Source organism: Actinoplanes sp. CA-030573, assembly GCF_050951115.1.
GTDB lineage: Bacteria > Actinomycetota > Actinomycetes > Mycobacteriales > Micromonosporaceae > Actinoplanes.
This window is the reverse complement of record NZ_CP192038.1, coordinates 2,979,265-2,995,606: the sequence shown is the minus strand read 5'-3', so window position 1 is coordinate 2,995,606 and position 16,342 is coordinate 2,979,265. Positions and strand designations below refer to the sequence as shown.

The 16,342-nt window shown below is 71.7% G+C and carries 15 protein-coding genes; 5 read left to right on the top strand and 10 right to left on the bottom strand.

The window, feature by feature from the left end:
* Window positions 1–6: 6 nt before the first annotated feature.
* From ACQP2F_RS13890 to ACQP2F_RS13860, 7 genes are all read right to left on the bottom strand, one after another.
* Entirely contained in the window at window positions 7–1,164 is a 1,158-nt protein-coding gene (locus ACQP2F_RS13890) for a M20 family metallopeptidase (RefSeq protein ID WP_433304084.1), read from the bottom strand.
* Complete coding sequence (locus ACQP2F_RS13885) at window positions 1,161–1,925, bottom strand: amino acid ABC transporter ATP-binding protein (protein ID WP_433304082.1); 765 nt, start codon at window positions 1,923–1,925, stop codon at window positions 1,161–1,163. Before ACQP2F_RS13885 ends, ACQP2F_RS13890 begins: the two co-directional genes overlap by 4 nt.
* Window positions 1,922–2,773 carry an amino acid ABC transporter permease gene (locus tag ACQP2F_RS13880; RefSeq protein WP_433304080.1) on the bottom strand — a complete coding sequence of 284 codons (852 nt, stop codon included), beginning with the start codon at window positions 2,771–2,773 and terminating at the stop codon, window positions 1,922–1,924. The genes ACQP2F_RS13885 and ACQP2F_RS13880 overlap by 4 nt, the downstream gene beginning before the upstream one ends.
* A 103-nt stretch (window positions 2,774–2,876) precedes the next feature.
* Complete coding sequence (locus tag ACQP2F_RS13875) at window positions 2,877–3,416, bottom strand: transporter substrate-binding domain-containing protein (protein ID WP_433307483.1); 540 nt, start codon at window positions 3,414–3,416, stop codon at window positions 2,877–2,879.
* 485 nt (window positions 3,417–3,901) lie between these two features.
* The gene (locus tag ACQP2F_RS13870; protein ID WP_433304078.1) at window positions 3,902–4,747 is read right to left on the bottom strand and encodes a MurR/RpiR family transcriptional regulator; all 846 of its coding nucleotides are present in this window, start codon (window positions 4,745–4,747) and stop codon (window positions 3,902–3,904) included.
* 30 nt (window positions 4,748–4,777) lie between these two features.
* On the bottom strand, window positions 4,778–6,175 hold the full coding sequence (locus tag ACQP2F_RS13865) for a hypothetical protein (protein ID WP_433304076.1): 1,398 nt from the start codon (window positions 6,173–6,175) through the stop codon (window positions 4,778–4,780).
* A 99-nt stretch (window positions 6,176–6,274) separates the two neighbouring features.
* A complete protein-coding gene (locus ACQP2F_RS13860) occupies window positions 6,275–6,598 on the bottom strand; it encodes a transposase (protein WP_433304075.1) in 324 nt (107 codons plus the stop codon).
* Between ACQP2F_RS13860 and ACQP2F_RS13855 the strand changes: the two genes are divergently transcribed.
* Window positions 6,597–6,914 (top strand): hypothetical protein, encoded by a 318-nt coding sequence (locus ACQP2F_RS13855; RefSeq protein WP_433304073.1) that lies wholly within the window; start codon window positions 6,597–6,599, stop codon window positions 6,912–6,914. The genes ACQP2F_RS13860 and ACQP2F_RS13855 overlap by 2 nt on opposite strands.
* 1,151 nt (window positions 6,915–8,065) lie before the next feature.
* On the opposite strand, the gene ACQP2F_RS13850 is transcribed toward ACQP2F_RS13855, so the two are convergent.
* Entirely contained in the window at window positions 8,066–8,902 is an 837-nt protein-coding gene (locus ACQP2F_RS13850) for a phytanoyl-CoA dioxygenase family protein (RefSeq protein ID WP_433304071.1), read from the bottom strand.
* Window positions 8,903–8,975: 73 nt separating this feature from the next.
* On the opposite strand from ACQP2F_RS13850, the gene ACQP2F_RS13845 reads away from it, so the two are divergent.
* Window positions 8,976–9,770 carry an AraC family transcriptional regulator gene (locus ACQP2F_RS13845; RefSeq protein WP_433304069.1) on the top strand — a complete coding sequence of 265 codons (795 nt, stop codon included), beginning with the start codon at window positions 8,976–8,978 and terminating at the stop codon, window positions 9,768–9,770.
* A 183-nt stretch (window positions 9,771–9,953) separates the two neighbouring features.
* Here ACQP2F_RS13845 and ACQP2F_RS13840 read toward each other — a convergent pair whose 3' ends face one another.
* Window positions 9,954–11,504 (bottom strand): diguanylate cyclase domain-containing protein, encoded by a 1,551-nt coding sequence (locus ACQP2F_RS13840; protein ID WP_433304068.1) that lies wholly within the window; start codon window positions 11,502–11,504, stop codon window positions 9,954–9,956.
* Window positions 11,505–11,565: 61 nt separating this feature from the next.
* Complete coding sequence (locus ACQP2F_RS13835; protein WP_433304066.1) at window positions 11,566–12,381, bottom strand: PDZ domain-containing protein; 816 nt, start codon at window positions 12,379–12,381, stop codon at window positions 11,566–11,568.
* Window positions 12,382–12,473: 92 nt separating this feature from the next.
* Between ACQP2F_RS13835 and ACQP2F_RS13830 the strand changes: the two genes are divergently transcribed.
* The 3 genes from ACQP2F_RS13830 to ACQP2F_RS13820 all read left to right on the top strand — a co-directional run bounded on the left by ACQP2F_RS13830 (window position 12,474) and on the right by ACQP2F_RS13820 (window position 16,307).
* Window positions 12,474–13,256 (top strand): type 1 glutamine amidotransferase domain-containing protein, encoded by a 783-nt coding sequence (locus ACQP2F_RS13830; RefSeq protein ID WP_433304065.1) that lies wholly within the window; start codon window positions 12,474–12,476, stop codon window positions 13,254–13,256.
* 12 nt (window positions 13,257–13,268) lie between these two features.
* Window positions 13,269–14,477 carry an NADPH-dependent F420 reductase gene (locus tag ACQP2F_RS13825; protein ID WP_433304063.1) on the top strand — a complete coding sequence of 403 codons (1,209 nt, stop codon included), beginning with the start codon at window positions 13,269–13,271 and terminating at the stop codon, window positions 14,475–14,477.
* Window positions 14,478–14,555: 78 nt separating this feature from the next.
* Window positions 14,556–16,307 carry a diguanylate cyclase domain-containing protein gene (locus ACQP2F_RS13820; protein WP_433304061.1) on the top strand — a complete coding sequence of 584 codons (1,752 nt, stop codon included), beginning with the start codon at window positions 14,556–14,558 and terminating at the stop codon, window positions 16,305–16,307.
* Window positions 16,308–16,342 lie beyond the last annotated feature (35 nt).

Sequence of the window (16,342 nt, the reverse complement as noted above, 5' to 3'; positions counted from 1 at the left end):
GGCGGTTCAGCGCGCCGCGACCGCGTCGATGAGCCCGGCCAGCAGGGCGATCCTCGGCACCACCGACGTCAGGTCGAGCCATTCCGTCTCGCTGTGGTCGCCGCCGCCGACCGGGCCGAGCCCGTCCAGCACCGGTATCCCCGCCGCCGCCAGCAGGTTCGCGTCGGCGCAGCCGCCGGTCGCCGCCGCGCCCACCGGCACGCCGAGCTCCGCGCCCGCCTGACCGGCCAGCTTGACCAGTTCGTCGGTGCCGGGTGAGCCGGACCAGGGCGGCGTCGGCGCGATCACCGCCACCGCGGCCGACACCCCCGGCACGTCGGTACGATGCGCGGCCGCGGTGATGGCGGCGAGCGCCTCGTCGAAGTAGCCGGGATCGTCGGCGCGCAGGTCGACCAGCAGCCGCGCCTCGTCGGCCACCACGTTGGCCCGCTCGCCGGCGCGCAGCACCCCCACGTTGACCGTCACCGACGGCCAGCGGCCGTTGAGCTCCTGCAGACCGATCGTCAGCCGGGCGGCGGCCAGGGCGGCGTTCGCGCCCCGCTCGGGCTCGATGCCGGCGTGGGCCGAGCGCCCGCGCAGGGTCACCTCGATGTCGGCCACGCCCTTGCGGGCGCGCACCAGATCACCGTTCTCCCGCGCGCACTCCAGGCACAGGGCCACATCGGCGTCGCGGGCGAGCCGTTCCAGCAGCGGCCGGCTGCCCACCGAGCCGATCTCCTCGTCCGGGGTGGCCAGCAGCACCACCTCGCCGAAGCCGGTGCGGCCGGTCGCCAGCAGCGTCTCGACCGCGGCGAGCCCGGCGAGCACGCCGCCCTTGTCGTCGCACACCCCGGGTCCGTACGCCCGGTCACCGCCGACGCGGAACGGCCGCCGCGCCGCCGTTCCCGCTGGAAACACCGTGTCGAGGTGACCGGCGAGCAGGATGCGCCGCGTGCCGGTGCCGCCGATCCGGGCGAGCACGGCGTCGCCGAGGGCCGCGCCGGCCGCGTCGTGCACGGCGATCCGCTCGGTCGTCAGGCCGGCCGCGGCGGTCCAGGTGGTCAGCAGGCCGGCGACCCGGTGCAGCCCGGGCACCTCGCGCGAGCCGGAGTCCACGCCGACCAGCTGGGCGAGCCGGTCGAGGTAGACCTCCCGGCGCCGGCCGGCCGCGTCGTGCAACCTCACAGGACCTTCGACAGGAACGCGCGGGTGCGGTCGTGCTGCGGGTCGCCGAGGACCGCGGCCGGTGTGCCGCTCTCGGCCACCACGCCGGCGTCGAGGAATGCCACCCGGTCGGCGACCTCGCGGGCGAAACCCATCTCGTGCGTGACCACGATCATCGTCATGCCGTCGGCGGCCAGGCCGCGCATCACGTCCAGCACCTCGCCGACCAGCTCGGGGTCGAGCGCCGAGGTCGGCTCGTCGAACAGCATGAGCGTCGGCCGCATGGCCAGGGCCCGGGCGATGGCCACCCGTTGCTGCTGACCGCCGGACAGTTGCGCCGGGTACGCGCCCGCTTTGCCACCCAGCCCGACGCGCTCCAGCAACGCGGCCGCGCGCTCGCGAGCCCGGGCCGGCGGTTCACGCAGCACCCGTACCGGCGCCTCGATGATGTTCTGCAGGGCGGTGAGGTGCGGGAAGAGATTGAAGCGCTGGAACACCATGCCGATACGGCGTCGCCGGTGGGCGACCTCACGCGGGCGCAGCTCGTACAGCCGGTCGCCGTCGCGGCGGTAGCCGACCAGCTCGCCGTCGACGGTGAGCGCGCCGCCGTCGATGCGTTCCAGATGGTTGATGCAGCGCAGGAAGGTCGACTTGCCCGACCCGGACGGGCCAAGAAGGCAGCAAACCTCGCCGGGCGCGACGCTCAGATCCACCCCGCGCAGCACCTCGTGGCCGCCGAAGTGCTTGCGTACGCCTTCGGCGTGCACCATCGCGGTGCTCATCGGACCTCCTCCCGCGGCCCGCGCGTGCCGCGCCCGAACCGCCGTTCGACGAAGTACTGCCCCACCGACAGCAGGCTCACCAGCGCCAGGTACCAGAGCGCGGCGACGGTCAGCAGCGGGATCACCTTGTAGTTGCCGCCGTACACGCCCTGCACGACGGTCATCAGGTCGCGCCCGGCGATCACCGAGACCAACGCGGTGGACTTGAGCATCGTGATGGTCTCGTTTCCCATCGGCGGCACGATGACCCGCATCGCCTGCGGCAGAACAATGCGGCGCAGGGTCTGCGCCGGGGTCATGCCCAGCGCGTGGGCGGCCTCGGTCTGTCCGGAGTCGACAGCCAGCAGTCCGCCGCGCACGATCTCCGCCGCGTACGCCATCTCGTTGAGCGACAGTGCCAGCACGGCGGCGGTGGTGCCGGAGATGACCACGCTGGTCGGCTGATCGACGAGCGTGCCGACCAGCGGCAGCCCGATGGTGATCCGCGGGAACAGCGCGCCGAGGAAGCCCCAGAAGATGATCTGCACGAGCAGCGGGGTGCCGCGGAAGAACCAGATGAAGCACCAGGCGGCGCCGCGCAGGACCGGGTTGGCCGACAGCCGCAGCACCGCCAGCACGATCGCGCCGGCGGTGCCGAGCACCATCGCCACGGCGGTGAGCAGCAGCGTGACCCCGACGCCGCGCAGGACGTAGTCCTTGAACAGGTAGGAGGCGATCGTGCCGGGTTCGAGGTTCGGGCTGCGCCACAGCGCATGCAGGAAAAGGGCGACGACGGCGATCAACAGCCCGGCGGTCACCCACCGGCCGTAGTGCCGCACGGGAATCGCCCGTACGCTGGTGATGTCCATGGGTTTCCTTAACCCGGCAGGCAACCGCCGGGCGCCGGCCACGGTCCGCCCTCACTGTGGAATCGTGGCGCCGGCGTCCGGCGGCTGCGGTCCGCGCCGGTGGCTAGTCGATGGCCCGGTCGACCGTGATGGTCTTGAGCCCGATCGGCTCCTGCTTGTACCGGGCGAGAATCTTGGTATAGCTACCGTCGTCGATCAGCGCCTGCAGCGCGCCGCGGTAGGCCTCGGCCAGCTCCTTGTCGGCCTTGCGGAAGCCGAACCCGTTCGGGCTCGCCTGCCAGCCGTTGGGCTGAGCGGGGTCGTCGACCAGCTCGGCCTTGCCGGTCAGGCCGGACGCGATGTCGACGAGGTTCACCTTGGTGGCGGCGACCACGTCGGCGTTGCCGGCCAGCAGCGCCTGCACCGCCTGCGGGTTCTCCGGGTACTCCTGGATCGCGACGGCGTTGCCGCCGCAGCTCTGCTTGCTGTAGTCGGCCAGGTGCTTGGCCTGGTTGCTGGCCTTCTGCGCGGCCACCTTCCGGCCGCACAGGTCGGCGACGGTCCGTACGCCGAGCGGGTTGCCGGTGCGCACGAGGAACCCGGTGCCCGACGCGGTGTAGTCGACGAAGGTGGCGACCGCCTGGCGCTCCTTCTTGTCGGTGATGCCGCCGGCGATGGCGTCGTACTTGGCCGCCTGCAGGCCGGCACCAGGCCGTCGAAGGGTTGCTGAGAGAACGTCGCGGTCAGGCCGAGCTTCGCGCTGGCGGCGGTGAACAGGTCGTAGTCGAGGCCCTTGAAGGCGTCGGTTCTGCCCTCCGCCGCGAAGTCGATGAACGGCTGGTACGGCGCGTTGGTCGCGACACTCAGCGCGCCCTTCTTCCGCACGTCGCCCGGCACGGTGCCGGCGAGCTTCGGATCGGTGCTGATCGTTCCGGCGCCGTCGACGGTAACCGTGACGGTCTTGGCCGGCGCCGCCGCGGCGCCGCTATCGGTGTCGGAGCCGCATCCTGCGGCCAGGAGCAGAGTCATGGCCACGGCCGGCGCCACTGATGTGAGGCGCATATGCACCCTTCCCGGGATCACGTCATGTGTCCCGATGAATGTAACGTGCGTTACGGCCGTTGTGAAGTTTCAGTTTTCTGTAATGAGTCAGAGGTACGGGCGGCCGGTCTCCTCGACCATCGCGAGACGGCGCCCCGCGATCGGCCCGAGCTCGTCGATCACGCCGGCGACCAGCGTCTCCAGCACCGCCAGGGCCGGCACGAAGCTGTCGTACAGCGACGGCGAGTCGACCCGGCTCGGCAGCACCACGTCGGCCAGGCCGGCGATCGGCGACAGCCACCGGTCGGTGCACAGCAGCAGCCGGGCGCCGCGGCCGGTGACCGTACGGGCCAGCTCGAGCGTCGGCTCCTCGTAGCGGCGGAAGTCGAACAGCACGAACACGTCCTTGCGTCCGACGTCGACCAACGCGTCGACGCGTTCGACCGGGCCGGTGGGCAGCAACCGGCTCGTGCCGCGCAGCTGCATGAGATGGAAGACCAGATACTGCGCCAGCAGCGAGGAGAACCGGCCCCCGGCCGCGGTCACCCGCAGCTGCCGGTCGGCGAGCAGGCGCACCGCCCGGCGCAGCTCGTCCTCGGGCAGGTCGGCCAGCGTCCCGGCGACCGCGGCGGGCAGGACCTCGGCGGCCCGGGTCAGCGGGCCGGCGGCGCCGTCGGGCGTCGGCACGTACGCCGCGAGCGGCGAGGTCTCCCGCTCCGCCAGCTCGTCACGCAGCGCGCGCTGGAACTCGGGGAAGCCGCCGAAGCCGAGCCGGGAGAGGAAGCGCAGGACGGTCGGCGCGCTGACCCCGGCCCGCTCGGCCAGGCTCGCGACCGTGTCCAGGCCGGCCGCCGGGTAGGCGGCCAGCAGCGCGCGACCGACCTTGCGCTCCCCCGCGCTGCACTCACCGAGCCGGGCCCGGATCACGCCCGCCACGCCGATCCGTTCCGTCATGCGGCCAGCCTAGACGGCGCCGCCCGCCGGTCAGCGCCTGGTCACCGTGCACGTGTAGGCGGCGGTTCCGGACCCGCTGTACGCCTCCAGCTCGGCGAACACCGTACCCGCGGACCCGCCGTTGGTGTAGGTGAGCGACTCGTCCGCGCCGGCGCCGTCGTTGACCGAGCGCGCGAGCGTGCTGCCGGTCGGGCCGAGCAGGTACAGATCACCGTCGTACGCGTCCGGTACGGCACAGGACACCGTGAGCGTGGCGCCCGCCGCCAGGCTCTCGCGGAAGTAGTCACGGTCGCCGCTCACCCCGAGGCTCCCGGTCACGGTGAGCGGATGCGCCAGGGCGCCGATGTCGTTCGCGGCGGACCGGGAGTCGTTCGGCTCGGCCTCGGTGAACGTGGCGCCGCCGCCCCCGCCGCAGTCGGTCACCACCGGGCCGTCGTAGAGGTCGCCGCTGGGCACGCCGGCGGTGACGCTGCGCAGGTAGTAGCCGCACGACGGCCGGTGCGCGAAGTCGAACGACGAGCCGGGCGTGAGCTTCCAGATCTTGAAGTTGCTGAAGGTGAGCGACTGACCGGCCCGCGCCCGCTCCGGGACGTGGTCGCCGAGCACCACGTAGGCGTTCTGCCCGAAGAGCGTGCCCACGCCGGCGCGGTCCAGGTACAGCGAGCCGCCCTGCTCGATGCCCACGCCCCATGCCCTGCCGCCCGAGGTGCGGCCGTCCTGCAGGGCCCGGGCGACGAAGGCGAGCGTGCGGCCCATCCGATCCCGGGTGACGAAGTGCGAGTCGTTGATCGTGTCCTGGTAGTTCGGCCAGCGGAACAGGCCGTAGGTGAAGGTCATGTCCGGGCCGTACGGGTCGGCCAAGGCGGTCGCCGAGGTGGCGCTGCCGCCGCACGCGTCGTAGACGATGTCGCTGTTGACGTGCAAACCGGCGCTGCCGCCACCGGCACCGCCTCCCTTGGCGACGACCGAGGCGACCGAGGCCGCGAGCGCGGTGCCCTTCCAGGCGACGTACCGGCACTGGTCGCCGCCGGCGAAGTACACGAACTCCGCCCGCCGGATGTCGGTGTTCACCTGCGGATCGTCGCCGTCGGCGGCCCGCGTCAACACGTCGGTGGTGCACGAGTTGACGCCCGGCAGCGTCATGACGACATCGCATTCCGGGGTGCCGGTGCCGGAACCGGCCAGCACCACCACGTCCAGCGCGCCGGTGCCGCCGCGGATCGCGTCCACGGCGCGGCTCATCGTGGCCGTCACCACGGCGCCCGACCCGTTCATCGTGAACGCCGGCCCCGACCAGGAGGCCCGGGTGACATCACTCGCGCTGCCGGCCCGGGTGCGGGTGACCCCGGCGTAGGCCGGAGCGGCGGCCAACGGTACGGACAGGACTGTCGCCGCCGCCGCGGCCATCAACATTCGTACGGTACGCATGGACCACCCCGTCCATCGCCGGCACGCCACCGGGCTGAAACAGAAGTTACAACTTAGATCGATGGACGTAAAGACGTAACGTCTCGTACGCGAGTGCGGCTACTCAGGTTTCCGTGAGTAGACTAGGTCGACTCCGCCGAGGCAGAGGTAAATGGCGGCAGCCGGGCCGGAGGGCATGTGGGGCGCCTCGGCCCGGTAGACCGATTCGACGACCTCGTTGGTCCACTTGATCACGTAGAACGGGTCGAGGCAGATCCGTGCCTGCGGGATCTGTTCGCGGGTGACGGGCAGGTAGACGCTGCTGCCGTCGAGGCTGATGGCCTCGACCGCGGCCGCCCGTTCGGGGCCGAGTGCGGCGAAGAAGGCCTCGAAGGCGGCCTTCGATCGTTCTTTACCGACCCAGACCACGTTTCCGGGTGTCATGGTCGGCCACGATGGTCAAGAATTTGTGGCCGCGCTTGTAGGAGATCTCGTCCACGCCGATGCGGTAGAGATGGTCGAGTCGGGTGTCGCCGATGTGGTCGGCCACGACCCGGGTGACGATTCCGTCGACCGCTTCCCACCAGCAGCGCAGCAGCCGGGCGATGTTCCTACTATGCGCTGGGCCAGCCAGGCGGCGACATTCTCGAACTCGGTGGTGTGCCGCGCGTTCGGCCTCGCCCACGGCACTTGCGCGGTGCGTACCCGGGAGCAGGTGCGGCAGTCGATGCGATGGATGTCGGCCTCGAGCCAGACCTGACACGCGCCGAAGTCCAGATGCCGCCACCGCCGCGACGTGTCATGGCGGGCCAGCGACGACGCTCCGCACGGGCAGATCAGACGCCGTCGGGGCCGGCGTAGCCGGATCACTAGCCCCTGGTCGGTGAAGGCCGCCGACTGCACTGTCGCCCCAGTCAGGCGAAGGATCCGGTTGAATGCTGTGGTCAGCCGCACGAGTTGATCAACGAGTGGCCCCCAACCTGAGCCCACCCGAGACCAGCGTCGCGCCCCGATAACCAGCTGCGGTTGCTTCGCCGACCGCCGGGTCGCCTTACTGGATCCCTGTGAGCCTCGGTGATGACATGATCAGTAACGCGATGTGCGGATGGGTAATAGGTGCGTAGCTAAATGATGGCGGAACCTGAGGGGATCACCGTGCCGCCTCGGCCGCAGTGGGTGCTCACACCGTTAGACGGCGTCGGGCCGTTACGGTTCGGTATGACGCTGCCCGAGGCCGCTACCACTCTGACTGATGCACGCGAGCTTCGCCGGTTCCAGCCGATCCCTATTTCCCTCGGATCCTCGGCATCGAGTTAGGCGTCCGGCCAGGCGAACCCGCCCTGTACGAGTACTTCGACTCGACTGGCCGACTCTTCTGCATCGCGTCCGATGCCCTCCGCGGACCCCTGATCACGCTCAACGGCACCATGCTGACCGGCAGCGACCCAGGCGCGTGGTATCGACAGCTCAGCACGATGTCCGAGTCCATGAGCGGCGCCGTCAGCTTCGGGCCTGCCGGCAACCCCGGCATCGAAACCCTCGGCCTGGTCTTGCGGGTACAGGTCACGGCTGAAGGACTGCTGAGCCGGCCCGTCATGGTCGGCCGCGACTGGGCCGAAAACTGCGTCCATGACAACGAAAGCGCCATTCCCACCTGCAAGTTCGTAGGACACACATGGCCGACCGAGAGAGCAGACGACCGATACAAGATGTGGCCTCCAGGCGGAAGCACGCCAAACTGGGCCGGCAGATGGACGCCACCCTTCTAGGACGTACAGCTGGCTGGCGAGCTCAGCGACGCGTCGGTCGCGGTGACAGCGACGACCGTCAGGGTCGGAACCACAGCGTCCGTGATGGGAACCTACGAGTAGCTCAAGTACCCACACAAACCCGAGTAGTCGCACGCGAGTTCTACGGCCCGACTTCCGTGGGCACCCGCCGCCGCTCCCCCACCCGCACGGCCGGCACCGGCTGCAGGATGCGCCGCCGGTCGTCGCTCAGCGAGTCCAGGAACGACGGTTCGTAGTGGTAGCCGTATCGGCTGGCGCCCCAGACCGGGCCGTAGCGGTAGATGACGACCCGCCGCTCGCCGGCGTTGGTCCGGCTCGAGCCGCCATGCATGAGCCCGTCACAGAACAGCAACGCATCGCCCCGGCGCAGGTGCACCTCGACCGCGCCCGGCAGCCGGTCCATCCGGTCGCCGCCGTCGTAGTCGCCGGCCAGCGGGTGCGGCAGGTTCGACTTGTGCGAGCCCGGCACCACCATGGTGGCGCCGTCGCCGGGGCCGATGTCGGTGACGGCCAGGATGATGTTCACCTGACCGCACCGGAAACGGCCGTGACGATAGCCGTACGCGTTGCGCACAGCCGCCCGGTACCCGCCGGAGTGCACCGGATGATGGCCGCCGGAGGCGCGGATCGACGCGATCGTCTCGTCGATGTAGACCCCGCCGAGGTAGGTGTCCTCCTCCCCGGCGTAGTGCCGGACCAGGTCGATCCAGCTCGGGTGGTCGATCAGCTCGGCGAACGGACCGCCCACCGCGACCGCCTGGTGCAGCTCGTAGCCGGTCTCCGGGGTGTAGTCGTGCCGTTGGGCGCCGCGATACCACCCGCCGCGGGGCAGATCGCGCGGGAAGGCGCCGAACTCCCGGTCGAGCCGGTCGAGCAGGTCGGTGGAGACGGCCTGCTCGAGGACCAGGTAGCCGTTGAGGTCGAAGAGGAAGTCGGCCAGGTCACGCGAATCGGTCATGTGCCCAGCATGTCGGCGCGAAACCCGGCCCGGAGCCGGCCGCGGACAGGAAAATGGTGCGTATCCTCAAGCAGTGCCGCTTCCCTCGACCGTCGTGCACCGGCTCGGCCGGCACGCGTTCAACGCGGCCACCGGCACCATGACCAGGCCGCACCTGCATCCGGAGATCGAGTTCAATCTCCTGCTGTCCGGATCGGCGGGGTACGAGACACCGGGCGGCACGGTGCCCCTGCCGCCGGGCCGCCTGCTGGTCTTCTGGGGTGGCCATCCCCATCGGCTGGTCGGCGCCGGGCCGCTGGAGATGCTCGGGGTGACCATGCCGTTGAGCGACACGGCCGGTCAGGCCGTGCTGTCCGGACCGACGCGGGCCCTGCTGTCCGGACGATGGCTCACCGGCGAGCAGGCCGACGGGCCGGGCGACGCGCTGCTGCTGCGCCGGTGGCGCGACGACCTGCGACGGCGGCCGACGGCCGACATCTGCCTGCTGGAGATGCAGGCCCGCCTCGCCCGGCTGGGCGCGGCCGACGCGAGCCCGGCCACCGGGAGCCCGCATTCCGACGCGGGCGAACGGCTTCTGCTGATGGTGGCCCGGCACTTTGCCGAGCCGATATCGGTCGCTGACCTGGCGGGCCGGGCCGGTGTCCATCCCACGTACGCGGCGAAGGTCTTCACCGAGACCTTCGGCATGCCGATGTGGCGGTACGTCGAGCAGTTGCGGATAGCCCAGGCGCAACACCTGCTGCGCACCACCGACTGGCCGGTCGACCGGATCGCCCACGAATGCGGTTACCGATCCCGGTCCGGCTTCTACCGTGCCTTCACCGGGCTGCTCGGCAGTTCACCAGCGCACTATCGGCGAACGAGGTGAGTTACGTGCAACCACTGATGACCGCGGTCACCGCCCAACCGCAGTGCCCAGGTTCTCACCCGCGACCTGAGCCACCCGGCAGGGCAGTGACGCGGTGCGGGCGGTGTGCGAGCAGACGCTGACCGATCTGGCCGGCACGCGTACCGAGTTCCGCGACGGCGCCCTGGCCGCGATCACGTCGTACTACGCCGAGGTCCCGAGCACCTGACGCGCGTCGGGCTCGGCCGCCGGGCGAGCCGGTGAGGCCGCCTCGGCCGGCCGGTCGCCGCGGTGGAGCGACTTGACGGCGTACATGGCGCTGTCCGCCTCGTGCAGCAGATGGTCGGGATCGAACGGCGCCTGCGCGACGTGCACACCGATGCTGGCACCGACGCGGACGCTCGTGCCACAGCGCAGGAAGATCGGCTCTGATATGGCCGCTTGCAAGCGCGCGGCCAGCAGGTGGATGTGCTCTTCGGGTGGCGTCGCGGGCGCCAGCACCGCGAACTCGTCACCGCCGAGCCGGCCGACGGTGCAGTCGCTGGGCACGCGGGCGGTCAGCCGGGCTGCGACGTGGGTCAGCACCTCGTCGCCGGCCGCGTGACCATGGTGGTCGTTGACCGCCTTGAAGCCGTCCAGGTCGATGAACAGCGCCGCGGTCGCCGCGGGGCGGGACGCTGCCGAGCGGGCCTGAAGCTCGCGCATGAAGCCGGCCCGGTTGGCCAGGCCGGTGAGGGCGTCGTACGACGCCTGCCGGTGCAGTTCGGTGCGCTGCTCGATGGCGGATGACGAGAGCGCGGTCTGCTGCATCAACAGCTGCGAGCTGCGTACGGTGTCCTGCGACAGCCGGTTCGCCGACGCCAGGACGAGTACCCGCAGGCTGTCGTCGTCGCCGGTAGGGACCAGATGCCACCAGCGAGCGTGCGGGGCGAGGGCGGCCAGGCCCGGGCCCGGGTCGCGCAGCAGCACCGGTTCCCGGCAGCCGGAACCGAGCGCGGCGATCACGTCGTCGAGCGGGACCCACCCCGCGCCCGGCTCGTCCACCTCCCGCACCACCGCGAAAGCGCCGTCCCGCTTGTCGAGCACGAACGTGTCGGCCGGCTCGCCGAGCAGCAGCCGGCGTTGACCTTGCCAGCCGATCGCCGCCATGGTGGTGACATCGTGGGCGCCCAGGAGGCGGGTCGCGGTCTGCGCCAGAACGGCCTGCCGGGCGGCGGCCGCGTCGCGCGCCCGCACCGACACGAAGAGGAAGCGCATGGTGACCGCCGACATGAGGATCGCCGGCAACGGCAGCAACAACGCCGACTTGGCGGTGGTGTCCAGCCGGCCGGTGCCGTCGGCAAGGATCAACGCAGCCGCGTAGACGCCGACGTAGGCGGCGGTCCGAACAGCGGCCCACCAGTGGCCGCCGTACAGCGACCGGAACATCACGGCGCTGAAGACCAGCGAGACGGTCATGGTCGCATCGGGCAGTGCGAGCGACGCCGCGAGGATGGCCACCGCGACGGCGGCCTCGTCGAGGACACCGGTGCGACCGCGGCGATAGGTCCACCCGTGCGCGCCCACCAGCACGCCCAGGGCCACGATCGGCGCCATCACCGTACTGCCGGCCGGCGCGGCGGCGCCGATGGCCGCGAGCACTGCCGCCGCGTTCACCAGGTTCAACGCCAGAAAGGCCAGACGCGACTTGTCGAGCAGCCCCGCAACGCCAGACACGCCCCGGCGCAGCCGCGCCGCCATCCGACCCAGATTCACACGCCGTACGGTCGACCGGCCGGCGCCGGATCTGAGCTCTCCGGGGAAGGTTTCCCCCTCCTCACCCGGTGGCCGGACGATCGGTGACCTTGATGGCGATCGGCGTGTCGCCGCGTAGCAGGTGCAGCACCGGGGTGGTGCCGGCCGTGCGCAGGGCGGCGGTCAGGGCGGCCTCGCTGCGGGTCGGCCGATCGTCGACGGCCACCAGCAGGTCGCCGCGGGCGACGCCGGCCTCGGCGGCCGGGGTGCCGGCGAGCACGTCGGTGACCAGCAGGCCGGGCGGGTCGGTCAGGCCGACGGCGGCGCGGCGGGCGCGGGCGCGGGGAGCCGGTTCCAGCGCCATGCCCAGCGGCAGCCCGGTGCGCACCGCGCCGTGCTCGAGCGAGGCGAGCAGGCGGCGCAGCAGGCCGGCGAGCACGTCACGCTCGTCGTCGTCGAGGGCCGACAGCAGCCGGTCCTCGTTGCCCAGGTGCACCGGCGCGAGCTCGTCGAACAGCCGGCTGCCCTCGTCGGTCAGGCGTACCAGCGTCAGTCGCGCGTCGGCATCGTCGTGTTCCCGGACGACCACACCGCGCCGGACCAGCTTGTCGATGCGGACGCTGACCGTGCCCGAGGTCAGCCCGAGCTGCGTCATCAGGCGGGCCTGCGGCATCCGGTACGGCCGGCCGGCCCGGCGCAGCGTCACGATCACCTGGAAGTCGGCGGGGCTCAGGTCGTAACGCCGGAAGACGCTGCTCAGCTCGGCGTCGAGGTGGCTGCGCAGCCGGGCGAGCCGGGTGATGATGCCGACCGGACGCACGTCGAGGTCGGGCCGCTCGGCCGCCCACCCGTCGAGGATGTCGTCGACGGAGTCGCGCTCGCAATCGGTCTCGGTCACGCCGGCAGTCTACCGAGATTCCGCTGGAGGCGAACGCTTGAATTCAAGCATTGGGCTAAAGTGACCTCACCCGACACTGTGGAGGAGACGCCATGAGCACCACCGGGACCACGCCGTCCGTCATCGGCGGCGACAGCCACCACATGCGCACCGACCAGGTGCGCAGCCGTCGCCGGCACGCCGTCATCGTGGTCGCCAACCCGGCCACCAACCAGCACGGCTGGCCGGTCGGATTCTGGGCCGCCGAGTTGACCCACCCCTACTACGAGCTGACCGAGCGCGGCATCGACGTGACCATCGCCAGCCCGGACGGCGGCCCGGTCGAGGTCGACGCCCTGTCCGACCCGCGCGATGCGAGCCGCTGGTCGGCCGAGGACCTCATCTCGATGGGATTTCTCAGCACCCCGGAGCTGGTCGCCAAGCTGCGGAACACCCCGGCGATCGCGGCGCTCGATCTGTCCGGCGTGGACGCGCTGCTGGTCGCCGGCGGCCAGTCGCCGATGTTCACCTACCGGGGACACGAGGGGCTGGCCACCGCGATCCGGACGATGTACGAGGCGGAGAAGCCGGTCGCCGCCTACTGCCACGGCGTCGCCGCCCTGGTCGACCTGCGCCTGTCCGACGGACGCCACCTGGTCGACGGGCTGACCGTGACCGGCTTCAGCGACGTCGAGGAGGACTACGGCAACGCCGCCGCCGGCGTGGAGATCATGCCCTGGCGGCTGGAGCCGGCGCTGCGCGAGCGCGGCGCCAACTACATCTCGGCCGGCCTGTTCAAGCCCTTCGCCGTCCGCGACGGGCGGCTGGTGACCGGTCAGCAGCAGTACTCCGGCCGCCGGGTCGCCCAGGTCGTCATCGACATGCTCGGCGTCTGAAAGGACCTCTTCGTGGATCTTCTAGTCATCGGCGCCGGCCCGGTCGGGCGTGCGCTCGCCGGCGGGTGGTCGGCCGCCGGGCATGCCGTCACCCTGGCGGTACGCGACCCGGCCGCGGCCCGGCACGACACCTATCGCGCCACGCACCGGCTGGTCGCCGCCCGCTCCCTGCCGTCCGCCGATATCACCGTCCTGGCCGTCCCGGGTGACCAACTTCCCGCGGTGCTCGAAGCGAACGGCCGGCAGCTGGACGGGCGTCTGCTGACGGACGCCACCAACACGATGGGCGCGGCGCGGCTGCACCAGCTGCCGCTGCTGACGCGGCGGCTGCCGGCCGCCCGGGTCTACCGCGCCTTCACCACCACCGGCTGGGAGAACTTCGCTCCCGAGGTGGCGGGCGAGCGCCCCGACCTGTTCTACGCCGGACCGGACACACCGGACCGTCAGGTGATCGAGACGCTCATCGCCGACATCGGACCGCGCCCGCTGTGGGCCGGCGCCGGTCCCGATGCGGCCGACCGGCTGGACGCGCTGGCCCAGCTGTGGTTCGCGCTGGCTCTGCGCCGTGGACTGGGCCGGCACCTGGCCCTGAGAGTTCTCGCCGGCGTCGCCGAGCCCACACCGGTGGCCGCGGTCGCGCCCCGCGCGGTGACCATCGTCGGGCGCGGCCGGATCGGCCGGGCCCTCGGCGACGCCTGGACCGGCGCCGGGCACCACGTCACGTACGCGGTACGGGGCGCGGTGAATGACACGCCATCGCCGGACGGGAGCACGGTCCGTAACGTCGCCGCCGCCCTGGCCGCCAGCGACATCGTCGTCCTCGCCGTGCCCGGCGCGGCCGTCGCGACCCTGCTGCGTGAGCACGGCGAGACGCTGCGCGGCCGGCTGCTGATCGACGCCACGAACGGCGCTGCCGGTGATACGGCCGCAGCGGCCGCGACCGTGCGGGCGCGGTACGCCCGCGCCTTCAACACGCTGGGCGTGGAGAACCTGCGCAGCCCTCGCATCACCGGCACCCCCGCCGACATGATCTTCACCGCGCCCGATCCCGACCGCCGCATCGTCGCCGAACTGATCACCGCCGCCGGACTGCGTCCGGTGTGGCTTCCCGCCGGCAGCGAACCGATCGTCAACGGGCTGCTGCCGGTCTGGATCGCCCTCGCCGCGACGCACGGCCGCCACCTGGCATGGCGGGTCCTGACCGACAATCCGGAGCTGTGAACCGCGCCGGAACGGACGACAGAGCGGGGGCGTGATCGGCGTAGTACTGTGTGGAGCTCTGTGACGGGAGACACACACATGCGGCTCCGTGGCTGGGTCCTGGTGCTGGTGAGCACCGTCGTGCTGACCTCGCTCGGCGTGGCCGGCATCCTGGTGAACCGGTCGGCGTTGCAGGCGGCCGACGACGTTCATCGCAGCGATGCCCGGGCCTTGGGCGTGAACAACGCCACACTGGCCAGTCAGCTGCAGCTGCTGTCGGCCAAGGAACTGCGCGACGCCGCCAACTCGGCCGGGTTCCGCCTGCTCCCGGGCGACGTCGGCGACCGGCAACGGCTGCGCCGCCTCGCCGCCCGATCGGACTTCTTCTCGTACGGCACCGCGCTGGTCGACCTCTCGGGCAAGCTGCTGGTCGCCTCCCGGGACTCCGGGCTGCCGGCGGTGGACGACCCGCGCCTGCAGGTCCTGCGCACGTCGCTGCTGCGCGGTGAGCCGGGATTCTCCCCGGTGATCACGCAGGGATCGGTAGCACTGACCGCGGTGGCGGTTCCGGTGCCGGCCGGCGGGACGCCCCGCGGTGTCCTCATCGGGTTCGCCGACCAGCGGCGTGGCCAACTGCAGACGTACGTGCAGAAGCTCGCCGCGCCGGGCGAGGTGATCGCGGTCGTCGACAGCGCCGGGGCGGTGGCCGCCTCGACCGACCCCGCGTCGATCGGCGCCCCCGCCGATCCCGCGGTGACCGACGGCCTGCGCCGGCTGCCGCCGGACAACTTCCTCGACTACCGCTCGGGCGGGACGGCGATGACCGCCGTGGTGGTCGGCGGCATTCCCGGCGGCTGGTTCTACGTGCGTACGCAGAGCCAGGAGTCCTTCGCGGGTGCGGTGTCGCGGCGCAACCGGACGACCACCTTCGCCCTGCTGGCCATGCTGCTGATCGGCGTCGGCGGCGTGTTCCTGCTGGGCTACCGGGTGCAGGCCCAGCGCCGCCGCTCCGACCAGCGCTTCCGTGCCCTGGTGCAGCACGCTCCGGATGTGGTCGCCGTGCTCGACCGGCACGCCCGCGTGACCTATGCCAGCCCGAGCACCGCCGGTCTGCTCGGGGCCGCCGAGGCGGACGTCATCGGCGCGAGCGTCTTCGCCTTCGTCCATCCCGAGGACCGCGGCCGTCTGCAGGACCGCTTCCGGGCCCTGGTGGAGCAGCCCGGCGCCGTCATCCGCGAACAATGCCGGATCTGGGCCGGCCGGCACAGCGTGCGGTGGATGGAGCTGACCGCCACCAACCAGCTCGGCAATCCGGCCCTCGACGGCATCGTGGTCAACGCCCGCGATGTCACCGAGAGCCGGGTCCTGCAGGAGACGCTCACGCACGAGGCCTTGCACGACTCCCTGACCGGGCTGGCGAACCGCCGGCACATGCACGAGTCCCTCGAGACGCTGCTGCGCCAGTACGCCGTCGCGGTGCTGTTCATCGATCTCGACGGGTTCAAACCGATCCACGACACCTTCGGCCACGAGACCGGCGACGAGGTACTGCGGCTGACCGCCCGCCGGCTGAGCGCGGAGGCTCGTCCGTACGACGTGGTCGCCCGCATCGGCGGAGACGAGTTCGTGGTGCTGATGCCGGGCGTCGTGCGCTGGGCCGAGGCGCAGACTGCCGCCAACCGGATCCGCCGGGCGGTCGCCGCGCCGATCCCGGCGGGCGGCCAGACGCTGACCGTGTCGGCGAGCATCGGGGTGCACGTGGCCACGCCGGCCGACAACCCGGACCACGTCCTGCGCGCGGCGGATCACGCGATGTATGCGGTCAAGCACGCCGACGCGCGTACGGGATGACCGCGTCGTTCCACCCGGCGAGGGGCAGGCATCCA

Bases quoted from the DNA above. Each gene is read 5' to 3' on its own strand.
- ACQP2F_RS13885 (WP_433304082.1), bottom strand. From the start codon at position 1,925: ATGAGCACCGCGATGGTGCACGCCGAAGGCGTACGCAAGCACTTCGGC.
- ACQP2F_RS13880 (WP_433304080.1), bottom strand. From the start codon at position 2,773: ATGGACATCACCAGCGTACGGGCGATTCCCGTGCGGCACTACGGCCGG.
- ACQP2F_RS13870 (WP_433304078.1), bottom strand. From the start codon at position 4,747: ATGACGGAACGGATCGGCGTGGCGGGCGTGATCCGGGCCCGGCTCGGT.
- ACQP2F_RS13865 (WP_433304076.1), bottom strand. From the start codon at position 6,175: ATGCGTACCGTACGAATGTTGATGGCCGCGGCGGCGGCGACAGTCCTG.
- ACQP2F_RS13855 (WP_433304073.1), top strand. From the start codon at position 6,597: ATGGTCGGCCACGATGGTCAAGAATTTGTGGCCGCGCTTGTAGGAGAT.
- ACQP2F_RS13860 (WP_433304075.1), bottom strand. From the start codon at position 6,598: ATGACACCCGGAAACGTGGTCTGGGTCGGTAAAGAACGATCGAAGGCC.
- ACQP2F_RS13850 (WP_433304071.1), bottom strand. From the start codon at position 8,902: ATGACCGATTCGCGTGACCTGGCCGACTTCCTCTTCGACCTCAACGGC.
- ACQP2F_RS13830 (WP_433304065.1), top strand. From the start codon at position 12,474: ATGAGCACCACCGGGACCACGCCGTCCGTCATCGGCGGCGACAGCCAC.
- ACQP2F_RS13820 (WP_433304061.1), top strand. From the start codon at position 14,556: ATGCGGCTCCGTGGCTGGGTCCTGGTGCTGGTGAGCACCGTCGTGCTG.